We start from the raw sequence: 20,795 nt of genomic DNA, 5'->3' as shown, positions 1-20,795 counted from the left end.
GGCAGCTATTTCTTCAACTTACTCCTCAGCCAGCACATTTCCCGTCATCTCTTCCGGAATCGGCAGGCCCATGAGTTTCAGCAGGGTCGGCGCGATATCGGCCAGTTTTCCACCGTCTTTCAGGCGCTTCGGGTGGTTGGCAATGTGGACCAGCGGAACCGGGTTCAGGGAATGGGAGGTGACGGTGTAACCGTTCTCGTCCTGCATGACGTCAGCGTTTCCGTGGTCAGCGGTCAGGAGGATCTGGCCGTCTTTTGCCAGGACGGCTTTCTCGATCTGCGGAACGCACTTATCCAGGGTTTCGATGGCTTTTACAGCAGCGCCCATGTCGCCGGTGTGGCCGACCATGTCGGCATTGGCGAAGTTCAGGATGATGACATCGTAAAGATCGCGGTCGATTTCTCTTAATACGCGTTCGGTGATCTCCGGAGCGCTCATTTCCGGCTGCAGGTCGTAGGTTGCGACTTTTGGGGACGGGATCAGAATACGGTCTTCTCCCTGATTCGGCTCTTCCACGCCGCCGTTGAAGAAGAAGGTGACGTGGGCATACTTCTCGGTTTCTGCGATGCGAAGCTGCTTGAGGCCGAGGGAAGAAATATATTCTCCCAGCGTGTTTTTATAGTGCTCCGGCGGGAAGGCCAGTTCAACGTTCGGCATGCTGGCATCATACTGGGTCATGCAGACGTAGCAGAGATCAGAGACGGTCTTTTCTCTCTTGAATCCGTCAAAATCAGGGTCGACGAAGCAGCGGGTAATCTGGCGGGCTCTGTCCGGGCGGAAGTTATACATGATCATGCTGTCGCCGTCAGAAACGACAGAAGTTTTTCCATCAGCATCCGGAATGACTGTCGGAACGACGAACTCATCATTTTCTTCATTATCATAAGCCTTCTGGATGGCCTCTTCATAAGAGGATGCCGTGCGGCCCTTTCCGAGGGTCATGGCATCATAGGCCAGCTGCTCTCTTTCCCAGCGGGTATCTCTGTCCATTGCGTAGTAGCGTCCGGAAATCGTTGCAATTCTGCCGATTTTAAGGTCGTCCAGCTTGTCAGAGAGTTGCTTCAGATAGGTCAGCGCGCAGCGCGGCGGAACGTCGCGGCCATCCAGATAGCAGTGTACGGCGATTTTCTGAACACCTTCTTTTTTTGCCATATCGAGAAGCGCGAAGAGGTGGTCGATGTGGCTGTGCACGCCGCCGTCCGACAGAAGTCCGGAAATGTGCAGCGTAGAATTGTTTTTCTTCACGTGTTCCATTGCATCGAGAAGAGCAGGATTCTTAAAAAAAGAACCGTCCTTTACCGCTTTTGTGATCAGGCTCAGATCCTGATAGACGATGCGGCCGCCGCCGATGTTCAGGTGGCCGACTTCAGAATTTCCCATCTGCCCATCCGGAAGTCCGACCGGCTCACCGGATGCGGCGAGCTGGGTGTGCGGGTAGACAGACATGATCCGGTCCAGACTCGGTTTATATGCCTGTGCGATGGCGTTTCCAAGGGTGCGGGGATTCAGTCCGTATCCATCCATAATGAGGATCATATTCGGTTTTGTCATATCTTAGTTCTCCTTATTCACTTGATGAGGGTCTTTTCTGCGGCTGTTCAGGCAGATTTCAGGAAGCAGGAGGCTCCTTGCCCGTTCAGCCTTTGTCCTGTAATCATGATACCACAATTCAGGCAGAATCCATAAAAGTTTGGTATACTATCAGCATGAGACAAAGTCAGAAACAGGAAAAGAGGATGGATATGGCTTGGACTGAGCAGCAGCAAAAGGCAATTGATACGGACGGCAGGAGTCTGCTGGTTTCTGCGGCGGCGGGATCGGGAAAGACGGCGGTCATGGTGGAGCGTGTCTGCAGGCTGGTTACGGAGGAAGGGCTGGATGTGCGGCAGCTTCTGGTGGTGACCTTTACCAATGCGGCGGCGTCGGAGATGCGGGAGAAAATCCGCACGGCGCTGAGGAAGAAGGCAAAGGAGAACCCGGCGATGAGACAGCAGCTGGAGCTCCTCCCGCAGGCGGAAATCAGCACATTCCACTCGTTTGCGCTGGATGTGATCCACCGCTTTTTCTATCTGACGGATCTGGAGGCATCGTTTTCCATTGCGGATGAGGCCAGAAGCACGGTGCTCTGCGAGGAGGCGATGGATGAGCTGCTGGACGACCGCTATGAGGCAGAGGACCCGGATTTTCAGACCTTTATGGACTGGTACAGCGGCGAGAAGAACGACGACCGGGTCCGCACGCTTCTGATGAAACTTTACCATACCCTTCAGGCGCTGCCGGAGCCGGAGAAGACGCTGCAGGCGCAGATCGACGCCATGGACCCGCAGGGGGATCCGGAGGACTGCCATCTGGCGCATGTCCTGAGAGAGGCAGCCGGCGGGGAGCTTCAGCAGGCCAGAGAAGAACTTCAGAAAGCGGTTTCTATCCTGAATGATGCAGGCTGTGCGGGCGTTTCGGACAAGCTCCGTACAGTCGTCATGGAGATCCAGGAGGCGGAGAAGCATCTCCAGAGCGGCAGTATCGACCAGGCGGGTTCCTACGTGCAGGCTGTGAACTGGCCGCGTCTTGCTGCATCGAAGGACGAAAAGGAAGCCTATGCAGAGGTTAAGGACGTCGTGACCTCACTTCGGGATGAAGCGAAGAAGAGGATAGAGAAGCTGCAGACAGAGTATTTCAGCGAACCGCTTCAGGATACTCTGGAAGAGATCCGCATGACTCGCGGCGCTGCGCAGACGCTGATGGACCTGCTGAAAGATTTTCATGCCCGCTATCATGAGAAGAAGCAGCAGAACCGCCTCATCGATTTCAACGATATCGAGCATTACTGCCTGCAGATTCTTCAGGACGAGAAGGCGGCCGGCTATTACCGAGAGAAGTTCCAGTCGATATTCATCGATGAATATCAGGACACGAGCCTGGTGCAGGAGGCCATCATTTCCCGCATTGCCCGCCCGGACAACCTGTTCATGGTGGGCGACCAGAAGCAGTGCATTTACCAGTTCCGCCTTGCGGAGCCGCGGATTTTCAGGGACAAATACCAAACGTTCAAGGAGGAAATGGAAAAGCCTGACGGGAAAGCCATGAAAATCGACCTGAACCGCAACTTCCGCAGCAAACCGGTGATATTAAGCACGATAAACAGCGTATTTCAGCCGATCATGGAAGGCTACGACGATGACGCGAAGCTCTACCCGGGAATTCCCTATGATGGAGCATATTCCTTTCCTCCGGAAACGAGGATCATCGACCAGGGGGAGAAGGAAGATGCAGATCCGGAGATCACTTCTCTGAAAAAAGCTGATCTGGAAGCCATGGAAGCCGCGCGTCTGATCAAGGAAAATGTTGGAAGCAGGTATTTTGATTCCAAGTCCGGGCAGGTAAAAACGCTGCAGTATAAGGATATTGTGATTCTGCAGCGGTCGGTGCTGAGCAGCAGCAGAGCCTATACGGAGGTCATGCAGAAAGAACATATTCCGTTATATATGGACAGCAACGACGGCTTTTTTGATCGGACGGAGATTCACGTGTTCATGAACCTGCTGGCGGTGATCGATAATACTTATCAGGATGTGCCGATGATCAGTGTTCTGCGGTCGGAAATTTTCCGCTTCTCAACGGATGAGCTGGCGGAAGTCCGGAGCCTGTCTTCCGACGGAAGTTTCACGGAAGTGATGATGGCAGCGGCAGAGGGTTCGCTTCCGGTCAGAGTGCCGGAGCAGCTGCAGAAAAAATGCCGGAATGTCCTTGCGAAAATCCGTTCCTGGAAACTTTTGTCCCTGGCGATGCCGCTGTCTGACTTCCTATGGAAACTCATGCTGGACAGCGGATATTACATGATGGCGGGTGCGATGCCGGACGGGGAGATGCGGCAGGCCAATCTGCGGATTCTGCTGGCCCGGGCGCAGCAGTACAGTGAGGATGCACAGAGTTCTCTGTATTCCTTCATGCGCTATATCGATGCCGTGCGCCAGCACACTGTAAAGACCAGCCAGGCAAAGCTCTTGTCGGAAAATGACGATGTGGTGCGGATGATGACGATTCACAAGTCGAAAGGCCTGGAATTTCCGATGGTGATCATCGCCGGCATGGGGAATGCGCTGACCTATACCAGCGGAAAGGATCCGATTCTCTTCCATAAAGATGTGGGCCTGGGCATGAGTCTGGAGGATCCGGAGAACCGCATCAGGAAGACGACGCTGACAAGAACGCTGATCGTGCGCCAGTTCCGGAAGGAGGAGTATGAGGAGAACATCCGCATTCTCTACGTTGCCATGACGCGGGCTCGCGAGAAACTGTTCCTGCTGGGAACGGTCAAGGATGCGGAGAAATTTCTGGAGAAGAAGGAAGCGGGGATCCGGTCTGAGCGGTCCTTTTTCGATATGATGGAGGAACTTCCGCGGCCGGAGCTGGTTACGATGGAGGAGCTTCAGGGCACAGATTCTGATGAGGACGAGGAATCTGCTGAATTTCCGGAGTTTGCGTCTTCTTCGGCAAAAGCGGACCGGGCTGAGATCGTAAGCCGGCTGGACTATGCCTACCCGTATCCGGAAGCGCAGAGTGTGCGGTCTAAGTACACGGCGACTTCGCTGAATGAGCAGAATGAACAGGAGCAGGGAAGGAGAAATGATGGCAGGCGCCGGGATCCGGGAAGTTTTCTGCCGCCGGATGAAGAGGAGCTTCCGGTGTTCGGGCAGGAAGAGCCCCTGGCAGAAAAGCAGGCGGGTTTCGCCGGTGCACTGGGTATTAAGAATGCCGGAGCCGGGATACCGGATGCCGGGGCCGGTACTGCTGCTGTTTCCGGCGGCCTGGAGACCGAGACAGATTCCGGCTTGGAAAAAGCGCAGAAAGCGGTACATGTTACCCGGAGAGTCCCGCTGTTTATGCAGGAAAAGAAGCAGCTGACTTTTGCAGAACGCGGTACGGTCTATCACAGCATCATGGAACATCTGGATTTCTCAAAAGCAGAGGAGAATGGTCCGGGCTATATTCAGGATGCTGTCGCGGAAATGGTGAAGGAGGGGATTTTCCTTCCTGAAGAGGCGGAAGCTGTGGATCTTAGGAAGATTTCCGCATTCTTCCGGACGGACATCGGAAAGCGCTGCGCTGCGGCGTCCGCTGACCACCGCCTCTGGAAGGAGCAGACCTTCAATCTGGCCGTTCCGATGCACGGTGAAAGCACTATGGTTCAGGGAATCATCGACTGTTTCTTTGAAGAAAAGGGAAAGATTATTCTTCTGGATTATAAAAGCAACTGGGTGGATTTCCGGAAGCCGTTTGAAGAGGAGCGCAGGAGGCTGCTGGAAAAATACCGGATGCAGTTGCAGCTATACCGGGAAGCACTGCGGAAGGGCATGAAAAAGCCGGTCTCTGAAGCCTATCTGTATCTGTTCTCTGCAGAACGCTGCATCGCGCTGGACGAATCGCAGTCGCGAGAGAATAGCTGCGCGTCGGATGGTGTATAATAAAGAGTATATAGTATTGAAGAAGGGCAGGGGATTAGAAACATGAATTTAGAACATACAGGGGTAGTTTTTGAAGGCGGCGGCATGCGCGGCATCTTTTGTACGGGGGTCATCGACTATTTTATCGAGCATGAAATTTACTTTCCGCACGTTTTTGGTACTTCCGCCGGCGCCTGCAACGCCTGCAGCTACGTCAGCCGTCAGGCGGGAAGAGCCTACGGCACGTCCACTGAATATCTGAAAAATCCGGAATTCGGGGGCTGGAGAAGTCTTAGAAAAACAGGAGATTTTTTCAATGTCAATTTCATATACCACGAAATTCCGGATGAGCTGTATCCGATCGATAATGAGACCTTTAAAAAGAGCGGCGTTGATTTTAAAGTGACCATCACGAACTGCATCACCGGAGAAGCGGAGTATCCGCAGATTCACGACCTGCACGATGACATAAAATACGTTCAGGCCTCTGCCAGCCTTCCGCTGCTTTCCCGAATGGTACCGATCGACGGCTACGTCTACCTGGACGGCGGCATCTGTGATTCCATCCCGGTCATGGAATCCGTCAGAGAGGGAAATAAAAAGAACGTCGTCGTTCTCACGCGGCCTCTCGGCTACCGCAAAAAACCGAATTACACGATCATGCCGATGATCCGCGCAAAATACATCCGTTATCCGAACCTGGTCAAGGCCATCGAAAACCGTTTCACCTTCTACAACCGGACCCTTGAATATATCGAGCAGGGCGTGAAAGACGGGACCATCTTCGCCATTGCTCCGATGGGCAATCTCGACATCGGACGCACGGAGATGAATAAAGACAAGCTGAAAAAAGGCTATGAGGAAGGGTATTTCGTAGCGGAAGGGCTGAAGGACAGGATGTTTGAATTTCTCGAAAGAGAATAAAGGTGTTCGGTGTCATCCGCCATTGCAGCTTGCTCCGGCCTGGATGGAATAGACGACAGTTAAAAGTAAGCAGGCAGCCGCTTCCGGAACCCACTCTGATTCGGCTGTGAGTGGAAAGTGCTCAGAGAATGCCGGCATCTGTCGCAAACGTGGAGTTAGAACGGTGCGACAGACGCTCGGCATTCTTGCTGTTCACTTTCTGTCACAGCATCGAATCGCCGTGAGGTTTCGTTCAGCGGCTGCCTTGCTTTTCTTTTCTGTCTTCTATCCAGACCGGAGCGGGCTTAATTGGCGGATGGCTTGTTTTGCTTTATTCAATTTCAGGCGGGATTCTGTCTTTCGGGATGAATAACCGATTTCGCTCGCGAATCGCAAGGGCGACTACATTAAGAGAGAGTCTGATCCGCGGATACGGTTCAGACTCTCTCTATATAAAGGTTACAGGCTAAATCATTTTAGCTTCACCTCGGGGCCGATTTTATGAATTAGCAGACACCCTGCATCATCATAGCTTCAGCAACTCTCTCGAATCCGGCGATGTTAGCACCAGCTACGAGGTTGTCGCCGAGGTTGTACTTCCTGCAGGCTTCCTCTGTGATCTCGAAGATGTGGTCCATGATGTGCTCCAGCTCTTCGTAAACGCGCTCTTTGCTCCAGATCAGGTGCTCTGCGTTCTGTGCCATCTCCAGGCAGGAGCAGGCTACGCCGCCAGCGTTGCATGCCTTGGACGGTGCAACGATAACGTTGTTCTCCTGCAGGTATTTAACAGCCTCATTTGTGGTCGGCATGTTAGCTCCCTCGATGAGGTATCTTGCATTGTTCTTAACCATTTCCTTAGCCCAGTCAATGGTGATGTCGTTCTGCATTGCGCATGGCATGTACAGATCAGCCTTAACTTCCCAAGGTCTCTTTCCGGCGATGAACTTTGCGTTCGGGAACTTCTCTGCATAAGGAGCGCAGATGTTCTTTCCGGAAGATCTCAGCTCGAGCAGATAGGAGATCTTCTCCGGTGTTGTGATTCCTTCCTCATCGAGGATGTATCCGTCTGGTCCGGAAATTGTGATCGGCTTAGCTCCGAGTTCTGTCAGCTTTGTGATTGTTCCCCAGGATACGTTTCCGAATCCGGATACAACTGCTGTCTTTCCTTCCAGGGACTCGCCGTAGTGCTTCAGGACGTCTCTTGCGAAGAATACGATTCCGAATCCTGTAGCTTCTGTTCTTCCGTTCAGTCCGCCGTTTGTGGTTCCTTTTCCTGTCCATGTTCCGTCGTACTGACCGGTCAGTCTCTTATACTGACCCATCATGTAGCCGATTTCTCTTCCGCCTACACCCATGTCTCCTGCAGGCACATCGACGTTCGGTCCGATATGTCTGTAGAGCTCATTGATGAAGGACTGGCAGAATCTCATTACTTCTCCATCAGACTTTCCAGCCGGATCGAAGTCGGAACCGCCCTTGCCGCCGCCGATCGGCAGTCCTGTCAGGGAGTTCTTGAAGATCTGCTCGAATGCGAGGAACTTCAGGATTCCTGGATATACGTTAGCCTGGAATCTCAGTCCGCCCTTGTAAGGTCCGAGTGCGCTGTTGAACTGAATTCTGTATCCTCTGTTTACCTGAACCTTGCCGTTGTCGTCAACCCAAGGAACACGGAACTGAATCATTCTTTCAGGCTCAATCAGTCTGTCCATCAGTCCGGACTCAACATACTCTGGATGAGCTTCCAGAACCGGCTCGATAGAAGTCAGAACCTCTTCTACAGTCTGCAGAAACTCTGGCTCATGCGCATTCTTCTGTTTAGCGATCTCAATGTACTTGTCAGCAATCTTACCCATAACCATTCTCCTTTTATTAATATAACAGTTTCGGTTCTGTGTTGTTTGTTTCTCAGAACCTCTCTCTGTCATGGAATATAACACTAGCTGAAGTTTCAGTCAACTGTTTTGGCAGATTTTTTTTGGAAACATGGAAATTATCTGAATACGTTGTCTGAATCATGAACTCATTCGTGTATACATTGTTGAACATCACAAAAAAGAGCATCTGAAGTACAAAATCCGATTTGAACTCTAGTCTAATAAATGTTGAAAATCAGCGCTATACAGCGGATATTTGATAAAAAATAGACAACCCTTATCTGATGATAATACATTGGCTGTCTCCGCTCGTCAATGCCCCATGAGCACAAATCTTTCAGTGCTGAAACACAGTATTGAAAAAATAATCGGCCCAATAATTCGGAAAGATGGTATAAAAATTACCCTGGTATACCGGTAGACAGCCGGAAAACGCCTAAAGTCGTGGGTGTGGCACTTATAACAAAAAGTACTCAAATTGTATTTTGTATAAAATATATCATGTACAAAAGAAAAACAGTAAAGAAAAATTTCAAGATAGTGAAAAATATTTTTATATATAAAATCATATCACGGATTTGCAGCCGCCTTTTCGTAAATCTCCATCTTCCGGTCAGCGTGGCAGAAAAGATTTTATTCATATGGAACCGGCGGCATGTGGGAAATGTAAAATCGATGTGAATATCTGCGTTTAGATTTAAGTACAATTTTACAAGGCTTTTCGAATCGGCTGAACATCTTGAAAGATGAACGCGCAGGCACTATAATATTAATGTTATAAAGGAATAGAATACATGCCTGTTCAGAGGGCTGAAACGTGTATTCTGGCTGCTCTGCCGGCAATTGTCCGGCAAGGCAGTCTGAAGCACGGAGGCCGATGCGCAGACATGAAGCACACAAGAAAGGAGTGGATGTTATGGACAGCGTTCCCGTGGGACATTTGTCTGAGAAAATTCGAATATACCGATTAAAGAATAGTCCGCTCCTGTATAAGTGCGCCCTCTAGTTTCCGGAAAAAGACTCCGCGTGTTTTCGCGCCCTGCCTGTTTCCGCACTTCCGGCTGTATTTTGCAGCGAGTGGGGAAAGGATGCGTGGATACCAATGGATAGTACACTGGACAGAGACCAGCTGTATGATGAAACCTTGGGTGATCTCCTGGAACTGCTGGAAGACAAGCAGTATTTCCGGGCACGGGATCTTCTGCTGAAATTCAATCCGGCAGATATCGCGGATCTTCTGGAAGATATCTCCGATGACGCAGGCTTGAGAATGACGGTTGTGCTTTTCCGTCTTCTGCCGAAAGACGTTTCGGTCGATGTTTTTGCAGAACTTTCACCTGAGGACCAGATGGACATCGTCAGCGAGGTCACAGAGAAGGAAACATCATTTATCGTTAATGAGCTGGATTTTGATGATAAGATCGACATTCTGGAAGAAATGCCGCCGAATCTTGTTACCAGAATCCTGGAAAAGACACCTGCTTCCGAAAGAAAGCAGATCAATACATTTTTAAATTATCCGGATAATACGGCAGGAAGCCTGATGACTCCGGAGTACGTCAGTGTAAAGAAAGACTGGACCGTCAAGGAATCGCTGGCCCATATCCGTCACTACGGAACCGATGCAGAAACCATCTACACCTGTTACGTAAGAGACGGTTCCTGGAGACTGCTGGGAGTAGTTTCCCTGAGCACCATCGTGCTTTCTGATGAGGATACAAAAATCATGGACATCATGCATACGGATGTCGTGAGTGAAAACGTCGATGCGGACCAGGAAGAGGTTTCGGACGACTTCAAGAAATACGGATACATTGCCATGCCGGTTGTCGATAAGGATGACCGTCTGGTTGGAATCATCACTGTCGATGATATTCTCGACGTCATGGAAGATGAAGCAACAGAGGATATCGAAAGAATGAACGGTGTCATCGATTTTCAGGACGCGAAGAAGGGATACCTGGATCTGTCTGTCTGGCAGCACACGAAAAACCGTCTGCCATGGCTTCTGATCCTGTCCGTTATCTACATTTTCACCAGTCTGATCATCAATCACAGTGAACACATGCTTTCTTCTGTGATACAGCTTGTGACCTACATTCCGCTTCTAATGGGAATGGGCGGAAATGGCGGTTCGCAGGCGGCTTCTCTGATTATCCGGGGACTTGCCACGGATGAGGTTGAGACAGAAGACTGGAACAGGGTTCTCTGGAAAGAGATCCGGGTTGGAATCCTGCTTGGAATAATCCTGAGTGCCGTGAATTTTGCGCGAGTGTATTTCCTTGACCGGCAGAGCATCATGATGGCCGCTGCCGTCTGTGCGGCAATGTTTTTCATTACGATCATCGCCAAGGTTATCGGCAGCATGGTGCCTCTGCTTGTAAAGAAGCTGAAGCTGGACCCGGCGCTGATTGCGAACCCGGCGATCACGTCCGCTTCCGACATTGCGGCCCTGCTGGTATATTTTGCCATGGCGGGCGCGGTCCTGAAGCTGTAAATCTGTGAAAACAGGAGTATTGTTGAGCTATGCAGAATAAGGAAAATGACAGTAAGAATCCTGCAGAATCCCTCAGAGAGGAGCGTAAGGAAGAGATGCTCCGGGAATATAAGCAGGAGGTCAGTAATATACAGACAAAAATAGAAGAGCAAGAGGCCGATGTAAAACGGCCCCTGCCGAAGGCATCGGATTATGTCCTGCCTGGAAGTGAGGAAGATCCGTGGGACTCACTGACCGATGAAGAGAAAAAGAAGGAAGTACAAGGCGATCTCCGGTCAGGCTGGTCCAAGTGGGGAAACCTGCTGATTGCAGTCGTTGTGGTCGGTGTGATCATCTTATTTAAAGTACTGATGTAGGCATTTCAGGCTGCAGGACGCGGGAACACGCTTCTGCAGCCTGAAATGCATCAGAACAATAATGATTATGAATAACATAGTAAGGGAGGAGGATGAAGAATGTTTGTACAGATGAATGAGCCCGATATGATTACTGAAGAAGATGTGCAGCGCGTGATTCACCGCCGCCCGGATACGATGCATAAGGGCCAGTGCGGCCGTGTGCTGATTATTGCCGGCGGTAACGGAATGCCGGGTGCGGCGGTTCTGGCTGCGAAGGCGGCGCTTCGCGCGGGATCAGGCCTGGTCTATGTCTGCGCGCCGAAGCCGAGTTTCCCGGTCATCCAGACCCTCGTTCCGGAGGCCATTACGGTAGAGTGGGATGAGGCCTGCTCGGTTATGGATGGCGGTATGGGAAGAGGCGTGTCAGAAATTTCCTATGATGCAATCGCGTTTGGCCCTGGCATGGGGACGTCCGCGGCTTCAAGGCGGCGCCTGAAGACGGTGCTGCTGTCGGCACAGGCGCCGCTGCTGCTGGATGCGGACGGCCTGAACCTTTTGTCCGCTGACGAAGATCTCCGAAATATGGCAGCATCCTATACCGGGGATATCGTCATGACTCCGCATCCGGGAGAAGCAAAGCGCATGCTGGAGACGCGAGAGGGCGCCACGGCTCCGTCTGACCGGAATGAAATGGCCTTCGATCTGGTCAGGGATTACGGCAGAATTATTGTGCTGAAAGGGTCGGGAACGCTTGTGGCCAGATATGCGCCGGGTCCTGAAGGGGAAGGCGTGGAGCTGCGCAGAAATCCGACGGGAAATCCGGGAATGGCAACGGCTGGCGCGGGTGATGTGCTGACGGGCGTGATCACATCCTTCCTCGGACAGGGTATGGAAGCCTGGGAGGCGGCATGCTCGGGCGTGTTTATTCACGGCCTTGCAGGAGACATCATGCGCACGGAAAAGGGGGAGCGCGGCCTGATTGCCAGTGATCTGGTGCAGGCTCTTCCATATGCGCTGAGACGGTTCGAGAATCTCGACGAGATGCGGTAAAAGATTGCAATGCCTGTGAAATCGGGTATAATAGATGCGTTGAGTTTTTCAATTGTACATTACAGATCAGGAGAGAACCATCATGAAAAGAAAAGACAATGAGTATTATGAGGGAATTGCCTCTAAGATCAGAGTCGATGCGATAAAGGCAATTTATCACGCAGGCTCCGGTCATCCGGGCGGGTCCCTTTCTGCGGCGGATATCATTACGGCGCTGTATTTCGGTGAGATGAACATTGATCCGGAGAATCCAAAGATGGAAGGAAGAGACAAGTTCGTTCTGTCTAAGGGACATGCAGTTCCTGCACAGTATGCCGCACTTGGCGAGAGAGGCTATTATCCGGTTGAGGATATGATGTCTCTGCGTCAGCTGGGAAGCCCTTTCCAGGGACATGCGAACATGCATAAGGTTCCGGGAATCGAGATGTCAACCGGATCGCTGGGCCAGGGATTTTCCGCAAGCGTCGGCATGGCGATGGCAGGAAAACTGGATAAGAGCAGCGCGAGAGTTTTTGTACTGCTCGGAGACGGCGAGCTGCAGGAAGGCATTGTCTGGGAAGCGGCAATGGCGGCAGGCCATTATAAGCTGAACAACCTGACGGCGTTCGTAGACTGGAACAATCTGCAGATTGACGGACGCAATGATGATGTCATGACGGTTGCTCCGATTACAGACAAGTTTGCAGCTTTCGGCTGGAACACACTGGAAATCAACGGTCACGATTTCACAGAGATTTTCGATGCGATCGATCAGGCAAAGGCATGCACAGACAAGCCGACGGTCATTGTCGCGCATACCATCAAGGGCAAGGGCGTTGACTTCATGGAAGATCAGGCCGGATGGCACGGCAAGGCGCCGAGCGAGGAAGAAGCAAAGAGTGCAGTAGAACAGCTGGGAGGTACATGGTAATGGCAGATAAAATTGCAACAAGAGCCGCTTACGGTGAGTTCCTGGTTGAAGAGGGAAAGGTAAATCCGGATCTGGTTGTACTGGATGCCGATCTTTCCGCTTCTACGAAGACCAACGGATTTGCCAAGGCATATCCGGAGCGTTTCTTTGATATGGGAATCGCTGAGCAGAATATGATGGGCGCTGCGGCAGGACTCGCACTGTCCGGAAAGACCGTCTGCGCATCCAGTTTCGCGATGTTCGCGTCTGGAAGAGCATTCGAGATCATCCGCAATTCCATCGGATATACACACGCAAACGTAAAGGTCTGCGCAACACACGCAGGAATTACAGTTGGACCGGACGGCGCCAGCCATCAGACTTTTGAGGATCTGGCCCTGATGAGAACGATTCCGGGCATGACCGTTGTCTGCCCGTGCGACGCAGTCAGCGCCAAGAAGCTCCTGAAGCAGGCTGTAGAAATGGACGGACCGGCTTACATCCGTCTGGGACGCGCAGCAGTTCCTGTATTCTATGAAGAGAAGGATGAACTGACTCTTGGTAAGGGCAATCAGCTCAGACCAGGACGCGACGTTACCGTCATCGCAACGGGAATCATGGTTGCCTCCGCTATGGAAGCAGCTTCCCAGATGGCAGAAGAAGGAATCGACGTCCGCGTTATCGATATTCACACCCTGAAGCCGCTGGATGAGGACATCATCGTCAAGGCAGCACAGGAGACCGGAAAGATCGTCACGGCGGAAGAGCATTCCGTAATCGGTGGTCTCGGCGGAGCAGTCGCAGAAGTCACCGCCAGAAAGTGCCCGTGCAGAATCGCAATGGTCGGACAGCACGACACCTTCGGCGAGTCCGGAAATCCGGATGAGCTGCGCGAGAAGTACGGAATGACTGCAGCAGATATCGTAAACGCAATTCGTGAGATTTACTAATTCCGCGCCGATATCAGAATAAGTTTGTAACGATGCCGCATCGGGTTTTATGCCCGGTGCGGTTTTTGCATGGACAAAATCTGGCCGCGCAAGGAGAAAGCCGCTCTGCCGCTGTCCGTAAAGTCCGGAAACGGGTAATGTCCGTCGGCAGCAGGTCTGAAGCAGAGCAGAAGGCGTTGAAAAGCATGGAAAAACGTCGAAAAACAGCGAAAAAGATCGAAATTCATCGAAAAAAGCCGAAATTCCTTGATTGTTTCGACACCGCTGGCTGTGATAGCCTGTTCTTGAGGAGGTGCAGGGAGTGGAGAGATTGTTCATCAGGGAAAAACGGGAAGAGACGGCGCCGGGGCATCTTTTGGGGGTAACCGGATTATGCAGAGGAAGCGGGGTGACAGCAGCGGCTTCTTCTGCAGCTATGTTTCTGGCGGAACAGGGGCTGGAAGTCAGATATACGGAATGTGCGGCTCCAGAGCCGGGGAGACCGCTTCTTTATGAGGCGGCGGCCTTTTCTGAGCGCTTCCGGGGAAGAAGCTTTCAGGATGTATATTCTCTTCTTGCAGACGACAAGGCGATTTCCGGGAATCCGAATCTGGAGATGGGGGTCAGCTGGATTCTGGCGCCGCCGGAAAGCAGGGATCATTGTGCAGCGTTTACGGAAACTATGCGGGGAAGACTGATCCGTCATGGAATGCGGGCAGAATATGCGGTTTTTGACTGTCTCAGCGGCGATGAAAGCTGGTTCCCATATTTACGGGATTTTGATGCGGTGCTGGTTCTGGTGGACCCGCTCCCTTCGAGGCTTGAAGCAGGTATGCCCGTGTTCAGAAAGATGAAAGCACTGGAAAATGAAGGAAAAGTGCAGGTCTTCTGGCTGGTGAACCGGATGTGCAGTTCAGTGAGCCGCCGGCAGATGCGCAGGTTTCTCATGAGCCGGAGGATTTTCTGGGTGGACGATCTTGGCCGGGACTGCTTTTGTCAGAATGAATACTGCTGCAGACTTCACTGGGAAAATCAGAAAATAAGAGAGGCATTTCAGCCGGTATTTCAGGATATGTTCAGCGAATTGGAATGGATTGCGGCCGCGAAGTGAAGATTCAGCCAGACTTCACAGAATACACACAAGAAAAACGGTTCTTAAGATGTCTTAAGGGTTTAAAATAAAAATGCGGTATGTTAGAATTAAATTTAGTAATTTTTAAGGAGAACAGCCATTTATGATTACATTTAAGCATGTAACCAAAACATATGACGGAAATATCGGCCTTAAAGACGTCAGTCTGAATATTGATGACGGAGAGTTTGTTTTTCTTGTGGGCCCGAGCGGTGCCGGAAAATCAACATTTATCAAACTGATTGTCAAGGAACTCGATGCAGACGAAGGTGAGATTCAGGTCGGAGATTACCGGGTGGATCAGCTGAGCAGCCGGGAAGTGCCGCAGTTAAGGCGGAAGGTCGGAATGGTATTTCAGGATTTCCGTCTCCTGCCAAAAAAGACAGTTTTTGAAAATGTCGCATTTGCGATGGAAATTTTACATAAAAGTCCGAAGACGATAAAGCGCAGGGTCCCGGAAGTGCTGAAAATGGTCGGCATTGAGGATAAACGTGACCGGTATCCACAGGAACTTTCTGCAGGAGAACAGCAGAGAGTCGCGATTGCCAGAGCGATTGTAAACAGCCCGCGGGTGGTTATCGCTGATGAGCCGACCGGAAATCTGGACCCGAAGACGGCAGATGATATTATGCATCTTCTGGACACGATCAATATGAGCGGAACGACGGTGGTCATGGTCACCCATGCGAAGGACATCGTCAACCGCTGGAATAAGCGCGTCGTTGCCATCGACCACGGCAGTATCGTCAGAGACGGTTTCGGTTCGTACGGCTTCCGTGAAAAAGCAGATAGGAAGGGAGGCCGCAGTCATGCGTAGAGTGCTTTACAACCTGAAACAGGCGCTGCAGCAGATCGGAAGAAATAAGGGAATGAGTGCAGCTTCCGTCTTTGCGATTACGGCGATGATGCTGATTCTGGGTTTGTTTTTCATTCTTTCGGTCAATGTGAACGTGTTTACCGAAGTAGTGAAATCCGATTATGATACGGTGGAAGTTTACCTCAAAGACAGCACGACCGAGGCGCAGGCGGCACAGATCATGGAGGAGCTGAAAAACCTGAAGGGCGTGTCTAAAGTGACCTACAGGACCAAGGATCAGGCGATGAAGATCATGAAAAAACGCTGGGGAGACAGCGGATATCTTCTGAACTCGCTGGGAAGCAATCCTCTGCCGAATTCAGTGCTGGTAAAGGTCAGCAATCTGAGCGCGGCAAACACAGTAAACAAGACGGCAGTTAAGAATAAGGGCGTTGAGAACACAACTTACTATAAACAAACGATAGATAAAGTCACGAAAATTACCAATACGATACAGATCGGCGCGCTGGTGATCATGCTTTTCCTGGTGGTGGTTTCCATTGTTGTTGTTTCAAACACGATCAAACTGACGGTGTTTGCAAGGGCGCGGGAAATTGAAATTATGAAGGTGGTCGGCGCGACGAACTGGTTTATCCGGGGACCATTCCTGGTGGAGGGAATCGTGATCGGCATTATATCCGCTCTGATATCGTCCGGAATCACCTATCTCTTCTACGGGAAACTGGTCGCAAAAGCAGGAGTGAAGCTGATGACGATGCTGGGATCACCTCTGGTTCCGGCTGGTTATCTCTGCGGTAATCTTGTCGTGATATTCCTTGCCCTGGGAATCGGAATCGGTGCCTGCGGAAGTATTATTTCCATGCGGCGTTTCCTGGAAGTGTGATGAGGAGGATTTATGAAAGCGGATATTCATGGAGTACTGAAAAAGGCTGCTGCAGCGGCTGTTGCGGCGGCACTTGTACTGACTTTTATTCCGGCGCAGACATCGTCCTATGCGTCATCGCTGAGTTCGGTGCGTTCAAAGAAGGCGGATGTCTACAGCCAGATGAATAAGACTGCGGCAAAAATAGAAAAGCAGGAAAAGTCCATTAAAAAACTCCAGAAACAGATAGATCAGAAAGAAGCAGCATACCAGAAGTCTCAGAAAGAAATGGAAGCCACAAAGAAAAAGATGGCAGACCGCAAGGAGAAGCTGGGACTTCGTGTACGCGCAATGTATAAAACCGGAGCAGTCGGTTACATGGATATTATTCTGAATTCGAAGAGTTTCAGTGAAGTGGTTTCCAATGCCGAGCTGGTCAAGAAAATTTATACCAGTGATCAGAAGGCGCTGGACGAGATCAAGTCGCAGAAGAAAGATCTGTCAGACCGTCAGGAATCTCTGAAGCAGCAGAAGAGCGATCTGGAAGATAAACAGGCAGAGCTGCAGAAAGAGCAAAAAGAGATGAAGAGCGAGCAGTCTCAGCTCAAGGCACAGTATTCTAAGCTGAAATCAAAAGAAAGCAGGATGGAGAAGAAGCTGGAGGCGAAGCTCGCCGAAGCCGGCAGTTCGTCATCGAATTCTTCTTATGTGTCCGGAGACGGTTCACTCGCATGGCCGTGCACGGGAACGATTACTACAGAATTCGGAACCAAACGTTCCTGGGATCCGTATTCCACCGCTCATACGGGCATGGATATCGGCGTCAGCTACGGAACGGCGATTCATGCTGCGGCATCCGGGACAGTCATTATCGCCGGGACCTACGGCGGATATGGAAATTGTGTTGCCATCAGTCACGGAAACGGCCTGGTGACCCTGTACGGACATAACAGCAGCCTGTGCGTCAGTGTCGGGGACAAAGTGAGGAAGGGTGACGTTATCGCCAAGGCGGGATCGACAGGATTCAGCACGGGCGTTCACTGCCACTTTGAGGTGCAGAAAAACGGTACCCCGGTCAACCCGAGAAAATACTTATCGTAACAGAAAAAAGGAGTTCTATGCAATTACATCCGAAACTGATAGAACTGCTGCATAAACGCGGAATTGAGACCGAAGAAGACATTCAGGAATTTCTCTCGGACAGTCCGCAGAAAAGCTATGATCCATTCCTTCTCCTGAATATGAGAGAGGGAGTGGATTTAATATTGTCAGCAGTCAATGAGAATAAAAAGATCTGCATCTACGGAGATTATGATGCAGACGGCGTAACATCAACGGTAATTCTGACAGAAGTTCTTTCCCATCTGACAGATAATCTGATGCACTATATTCCTTCACGGTTCGGAGAGGGTTACGGTCTGAATAAACCGGCCCTGAAAAAGATCCGGGAAGAAGGGGCGGAACTGCTGATTACCGTCGATACAGGAACAGCTGCGCCTGAAGAGGTGCTCTATGCCAGGGAACTTGGCATGGATGTTGTTATTACCGACCACCATACTGTACCGGAAAATCCGGCGCCCGGAATTCTGATCAATCCGCATCAGAAAACCTGTCCGTATCCCTTCTCTGATCTTGCCGGATGCGGAGTGGCGTTCAAACTGGCGCAGGCTCTGATCAGCGCTGCCGGGCTGCCAAAGCGTATTCTTACCAGGACGCTGGATCTGGTGGCGATCGGCACCGTTGCGGATATTGTGCCCCTGAAAGATGAAAACCGCACCCTGGTAAAATACGGCCTGCGCGTGATCAATACAGGAAGCCGGCGCAGTCTGCAGGCTCTGATGGATGCTGCGCATCTGCATGGCAGAACGGTCACCGCAGAACAGATTGCCTACATCATCGGGCCTCATATCAATGCGGCAGGAAGAGTAAAGCATGCGGAAATTGCGGCATCCCTGTTTCTGACAGAGGACGAAGACCTGATGCGGCAGAGAGCATCTGAACTTGCGGAGTGCAACGCACTGAGAAAAGAACAGCAGCAGGAAGTGTTTGAACAGGCTATGCAGATTGTTTCCGAGCGTCTCTCCGGAGATGATTTTCTGGTTATCGATGTCCAGGGAAACTGGGAGGGGGTTGCCGGAATTGCCGCGGGAAAAATCAAGGAGCTTCTGTATAAACCGACGGTGATTGTCACAAAAGAAGCAAACGGTATGCTGAAAGGAACCGGCAGGTGCATTGACGGTCTGAATCTTTTTGATCTGCTGAATGAACAGAAAGAGATGTTTACGACTTTTGGTGGACATGCGGCGGCATGCGGGTTTACACTTAAACCAGAGTATCTGGATGAATTCCGGAGAAATCTGAATCAGAGAACCCGGGCGATCCGGGCGGAACATCCGGAAATTTTTGTTAAGAGAATCATGCCGGATCTGCGTCTCAGCGCGCAGGACGCATCGCTGGATCTGGTTCATCAGATGGAACTTCTGGAGCCTTGCGGCTGTGAAAATGAGCAGCCGATGACTGCTGTAGAAGGCAGAATTGAACATGTCTCTCATATGGGAGACCGCGGACAGTATCTCCGTTTTCAGGCTGCCATGCCGGAGTTTCACAAGCTCTCCTGCATCGCTTTTCATGATGTGAGGAGACTGGAAAAAGAAATCCAGAGCACAGCCGGGCAGCCGGCGGAAATTGTCGGAAGGCTTCAGGATGATGAATGGCAGGGAAATCATCAGCTGAAGATGGTGGTGGAGGATATCCATCCGCCGTTTTAGCAGAAGCGGCGGCGGAAACCGCAGCTTCCGGAAACAGAAAAGACGGCACGAAAGAGTGGCGATTTCAGAAATCGTGCAGAAAGTCAACGATGAAAACAACAAGAATAAAACTAATTGCGGCAGTGGCAGCCGGCGTTCTTGTCGGAGTGATACTGACGACCGCGGTATATTTTACTTTCCTCAGTTCTTCAGGCATGAGGCTGATCCCCGCGAAAGAATACAAGCGGCTGGAGGCCATAGACAAGCGTTACAGCAAACTCTGGAAAATGCAGAATCTGCTGCAGAAACATTCGCTGAACTATGTCAGTGCGAACAAGCAGATGAATGCGCTGTACACGGCGCTTCTGAAGAGCTGCGGGGATCCGTACTCGGTTTACATGACACCAGAAGAGACCAAAATATTTGACGGACGTCTGAGCGGTTCCTACAGCGGAATCGGTGCTGTTCTGGAAGAATCCGGCGGGCGTGTGAGGATTTCCAGGATCATGGATAAAAGTCCCGCGCGGTCAGCCGGACTGAAGCAGGGAGATGTCATTCTCCAGGTGAATGGAAAAGCCAGCCGGACGATCAGCGGAACGGCAAAACTTCTGCGCGGAAAGACGGGTTCTTCTCTGAAACTTCTGATTCAGAGAGGAACAGAGAAGAAATCCGTTACCGTTATCCGCGGTGATGTATCCGGGGATTCTGTAACGAGTGCTGTGCTGCGTCATCATATCGGATATATCTGGATCTCCGCCTTTCAGAAAGATACGGCATCAGAGTTTCAGACAGAACTCTCTTCGATGGAAGACCGGGGCGTGAAAGGACTGATCATTGATCTCCGGGGAAATGGTGGAGGCTATACCAGTCAGAGCATAAAAACCGCTGACCAGCTGCTTCCCGCCTGCACGATTACGAGCATGAAGAAAGGCAGCGGCTCCAGAAAATACTATAATTCCGATGAGACATGCACCAAGCTGAAGTACGTCGTTCTGGTCAACGGACAGACAGCAAGTTCCGCTGAAATTGCGGCGGCTGCGATTCAGGACAACCACGGAGGAAAACTGATCGGGACCAGAACCTACGGAAAGGGTGTCGTGCAGAGTGAATATCATTTAAAGGACGGCTCGGCTATCCGTTTGACGGTGATGCAGTATTACACGCCGAATGGAAAAAAGATCAACGAAAAAGGCATTACGCCGGACATTACCGTCCGTCAGGGATCCGGAAGCAGTGACCGGCAGCTGGAACGGGCCATTTCCGAACTGGAAAAATAAACGGGAGTTGCGTGAATGCAGCGCTATTCATGTGCCGGC

15 protein-coding genes are annotated in these 20,795 nt (G+C 51.2%); 13 read left to right on the top strand and 2 right to left on the bottom strand.

Annotation, left to right across the window (positions count from 1 at the left end; all coding sequences use genetic code 11):
• Positions 1-18: 18 nt before the first annotated feature.
• Entirely contained in the window at positions 19-1,551 is a 1,533-nt protein-coding gene (gene gpmI, locus ACI77B_RS00915) for a 2,3-bisphosphoglycerate-independent phosphoglycerate mutase (RefSeq protein WP_409336953.1), read from the bottom strand.
• A 191-nt stretch (positions 1,552-1,742) separates the two neighbouring features.
• Between gpmI and addA the strand changes: the two genes are divergently transcribed.
• Positions 1,743-5,462, top strand: a complete 3,720-nt coding sequence (gene addA / locus ACI77B_RS00910; RefSeq protein ID WP_409336952.1) for a helicase-exonuclease AddAB subunit AddA — start codon at positions 1,743-1,745, stop codon at positions 5,460-5,462.
• 42 nt (positions 5,463-5,504) lie between these two features.
• Positions 5,505-6,365, top strand: a complete 861-nt coding sequence (locus ACI77B_RS00905) for a patatin-like phospholipase family protein (protein WP_409336951.1) — start codon at positions 5,505-5,507, stop codon at positions 6,363-6,365.
• A gap of 485 nt (positions 6,366-6,850) precedes the next feature.
• Here ACI77B_RS00905 and gdhA read toward each other — a convergent pair whose 3' ends face one another.
• Complete coding sequence (gdhA, locus tag ACI77B_RS00900) at positions 6,851-8,197, bottom strand: NADP-specific glutamate dehydrogenase (protein WP_409336950.1); 1,347 nt, start codon at positions 8,195-8,197, stop codon at positions 6,851-6,853.
• 1,123 nt (positions 8,198-9,320) lie between these two features.
• Here gdhA and mgtE point away from each other — a divergent pair.
• The 11 genes from mgtE to ACI77B_RS00845 all read left to right on the top strand — a co-directional run bounded on the left by mgtE (position 9,321) and on the right by ACI77B_RS00845 (position 20,756).
• The gene (gene mgtE, locus ACI77B_RS00895) at positions 9,321-10,715 is read left to right on the top strand and encodes a magnesium transporter (RefSeq protein ID WP_409336949.1); all 1,395 of its coding nucleotides are present in this window, start codon (positions 9,321-9,323) and stop codon (positions 10,713-10,715) included.
• A gap of 29 nt (positions 10,716-10,744) precedes the next feature.
• Complete coding sequence (locus ACI77B_RS00890; protein WP_409336948.1) at positions 10,745-11,071, top strand: hypothetical protein; 327 nt, start codon at positions 10,745-10,747, stop codon at positions 11,069-11,071.
• 99 nt (positions 11,072-11,170) lie between these two features.
• Complete coding sequence (locus tag ACI77B_RS00885) at positions 11,171-12,103, top strand: NAD(P)H-hydrate dehydratase (RefSeq protein WP_409336947.1); 933 nt, start codon at positions 11,171-11,173, stop codon at positions 12,101-12,103.
• A gap of 82 nt (positions 12,104-12,185) precedes the next feature.
• Positions 12,186-13,013, top strand: coding sequence for a transketolase (locus tag ACI77B_RS00880; RefSeq protein WP_409336946.1), 828 nt, complete (start codon positions 12,186-12,188; stop codon positions 13,011-13,013).
• Positions 13,013-13,942, top strand: a complete 930-nt coding sequence (locus tag ACI77B_RS00875; protein ID WP_409336945.1) for a transketolase family protein — start codon at positions 13,013-13,015, stop codon at positions 13,940-13,942. The genes ACI77B_RS00880 and ACI77B_RS00875 overlap by 1 nt, the downstream gene beginning before the upstream one ends.
• 301 nt (positions 13,943-14,243) lie before the next feature.
• Positions 14,244-15,032: a hypothetical protein gene (locus ACI77B_RS00870; protein ID WP_409336944.1), complete on the top strand. Its 789-nt coding sequence runs from the start codon at positions 14,244-14,246 to the stop codon at positions 15,030-15,032.
• A 124-nt stretch (positions 15,033-15,156) separates the two neighbouring features.
• Positions 15,157-15,870: a cell division ATP-binding protein FtsE gene (ftsE, locus tag ACI77B_RS00865; protein ID WP_409336943.1), complete on the top strand. Its 714-nt coding sequence runs from the start codon at positions 15,157-15,159 to the stop codon at positions 15,868-15,870.
• A complete protein-coding gene (ftsX, locus tag ACI77B_RS00860; RefSeq protein WP_409336942.1) occupies positions 15,863-16,753 on the top strand; it encodes a permease-like cell division protein FtsX in 891 nt (296 codons plus the stop codon). The genes ftsE and ftsX overlap by 8 nt, the downstream gene beginning before the upstream one ends.
• A 12-nt stretch (positions 16,754-16,765) precedes the next feature.
• On the top strand, positions 16,766-17,833 hold the full coding sequence (locus ACI77B_RS00855; RefSeq protein ID WP_409336941.1) for a murein hydrolase activator EnvC family protein: 1,068 nt from the start codon (positions 16,766-16,768) through the stop codon (positions 17,831-17,833).
• Between the two features lie 17 nt (positions 17,834-17,850).
• Positions 17,851-19,500 carry a single-stranded-DNA-specific exonuclease RecJ gene (gene recJ, locus ACI77B_RS00850; RefSeq protein WP_409336940.1) on the top strand — a complete coding sequence of 550 codons (1,650 nt, stop codon included), beginning with the start codon at positions 17,851-17,853 and terminating at the stop codon, positions 19,498-19,500.
• An 89-nt stretch (positions 19,501-19,589) separates the two neighbouring features.
• Positions 19,590-20,756 (top strand): S41 family peptidase, encoded by a 1,167-nt coding sequence (locus ACI77B_RS00845; protein WP_409336939.1) that lies wholly within the window; start codon positions 19,590-19,592, stop codon positions 20,754-20,756.
• The last annotated feature ends 39 nt before the right edge of the window (positions 20,757-20,795 follow it).

The organism is Eubacterium sp. F2 (genome assembly GCF_046244355.1).
Taxonomy (GTDB): Bacteria; Bacillota; Clostridia; order Peptostreptococcales; family Anaerovoracaceae; genus Aminicella.
Note: the sequence above shows the minus strand (reverse complement) of the source record. Positions and strands in the feature narration are given on the sequence as shown.

Coding starts and splice junctions, on each gene's coding strand:
- gpmI (WP_409336953.1), bottom strand. CDS start 1,551: ATGACAAAACCGAATATGATCCTCATTATGGATGGATACGGACTGAAT.
- addA (WP_409336952.1), top strand. CDS start 1,743: ATGGCTTGGACTGAGCAGCAGCAAAAGGCAATTGATACGGACGGCAGG.
- ACI77B_RS00905 (WP_409336951.1), top strand. CDS start 5,505: ATGAATTTAGAACATACAGGGGTAGTTTTTGAAGGCGGCGGCATGCGC.
- gdhA (WP_409336950.1), bottom strand. CDS start 8,197: ATGGGTAAGATTGCTGACAAGTACATTGAGATCGCTAAACAGAAGAAT.
- mgtE (WP_409336949.1), top strand. CDS start 9,321: ATGGATAGTACACTGGACAGAGACCAGCTGTATGATGAAACCTTGGGT.
- ACI77B_RS00890 (WP_409336948.1), top strand. CDS start 10,745: ATGCAGAATAAGGAAAATGACAGTAAGAATCCTGCAGAATCCCTCAGA.
- ACI77B_RS00885 (WP_409336947.1), top strand. CDS start 11,171: ATGTTTGTACAGATGAATGAGCCCGATATGATTACTGAAGAAGATGTG.
- ACI77B_RS00880 (WP_409336946.1), top strand. CDS start 12,186: ATGAAAAGAAAAGACAATGAGTATTATGAGGGAATTGCCTCTAAGATC.
- ACI77B_RS00875 (WP_409336945.1), top strand. CDS start 13,013: ATGGCAGATAAAATTGCAACAAGAGCCGCTTACGGTGAGTTCCTGGTT.
- ftsE (WP_409336943.1), top strand. CDS start 15,157: ATGATTACATTTAAGCATGTAACCAAAACATATGACGGAAATATCGGC.
- ftsX (WP_409336942.1), top strand. CDS start 15,863: ATGCGTAGAGTGCTTTACAACCTGAAACAGGCGCTGCAGCAGATCGGA.
- ACI77B_RS00855 (WP_409336941.1), top strand. CDS start 16,766: ATGAAAGCGGATATTCATGGAGTACTGAAAAAGGCTGCTGCAGCGGCT.
- recJ (WP_409336940.1), top strand. CDS start 17,851: ATGCAATTACATCCGAAACTGATAGAACTGCTGCATAAACGCGGAATT.
- ACI77B_RS00845 (WP_409336939.1), top strand. CDS start 19,590: ATGAAAACAACAAGAATAAAACTAATTGCGGCAGTGGCAGCCGGCGTT.